The organism is Pseudomonas sp. CJQ_9, from assembly GCF_043106615.1.
GTDB classification, from domain to species: domain Bacteria; phylum Pseudomonadota; class Gammaproteobacteria; order Pseudomonadales; family Pseudomonadaceae; genus Aquipseudomonas; species Aquipseudomonas juntendi.
Map to the genome: position 1 here is coordinate 1 of NZ_JBICMS010000089.1, position 704 is coordinate 704.

Sequence of the window (704 nt, forward strand, 5' to 3'; positions counted from 1 at the left end):
GGTGCCACCCTGACCTTCGCGGCAGGTGAAACCACGAAGTCCTACGCCGCTCCGGCGCAGGGCGATGACGTGTTCAAGGACGAGGGCAAGATCACTGTCAGCATCACCAAGGCCGAAGTGGTCGGTGAGCAACTGGAAAATCTGCAGATCGGCGAGCCTGCTACCGTTGCGGTCACCGATACGCAGAGCCCAGTTACTGCTGAACTGTCGGTAGACAACACTACCGTCGCTGAAGGCGGCAAGATCACCTACACCGTGACCCTGGTCAGCGCTGATCCAAGCCTGCCAGTAACCAACCACAAGGGTCTGACCTTCACCCTGACCGATGGCACCATCGTCACGGTCAAAGCCGGTGAATCGGTCGGCACCACCACTGTCACTGCGCCAGACAACGTCTACGTCAACGATCCGGTGACCATCACTCAAGGTCTGACCAAGGTCGAAGGTGCCGGCGCTGATCAGTTCGAGCAACTGAACCTGGGCAAAGACACTGTTAGCACAGTAGTCACTGATGAGCCGGGCACTCCAGGCAATCCAGGCGGCAACAACGAAGGCGACCTGGTTAAGGTCACCATCGCTGCCGATCAGCTGTCTGTGAATGAGGCTACTGAGCCGACCTTCACCGTCACCCTGAATAAGGCGCTCGACAAGCCATTCACCGTAACCCTGAGCACCGGTGCCACCCTGACCTTCGCGGCAGGTGA

General features: G+C 58.9%; 1 protein-coding gene. It reads left to right on the top strand.

The features are described from left to right. The coding region (locus tag ACF8SD_RS17675; RefSeq protein ID WP_392484705.1) for an immunoglobulin-like domain-containing protein at positions 1-704 on the top strand (704 nt) is incomplete at both ends.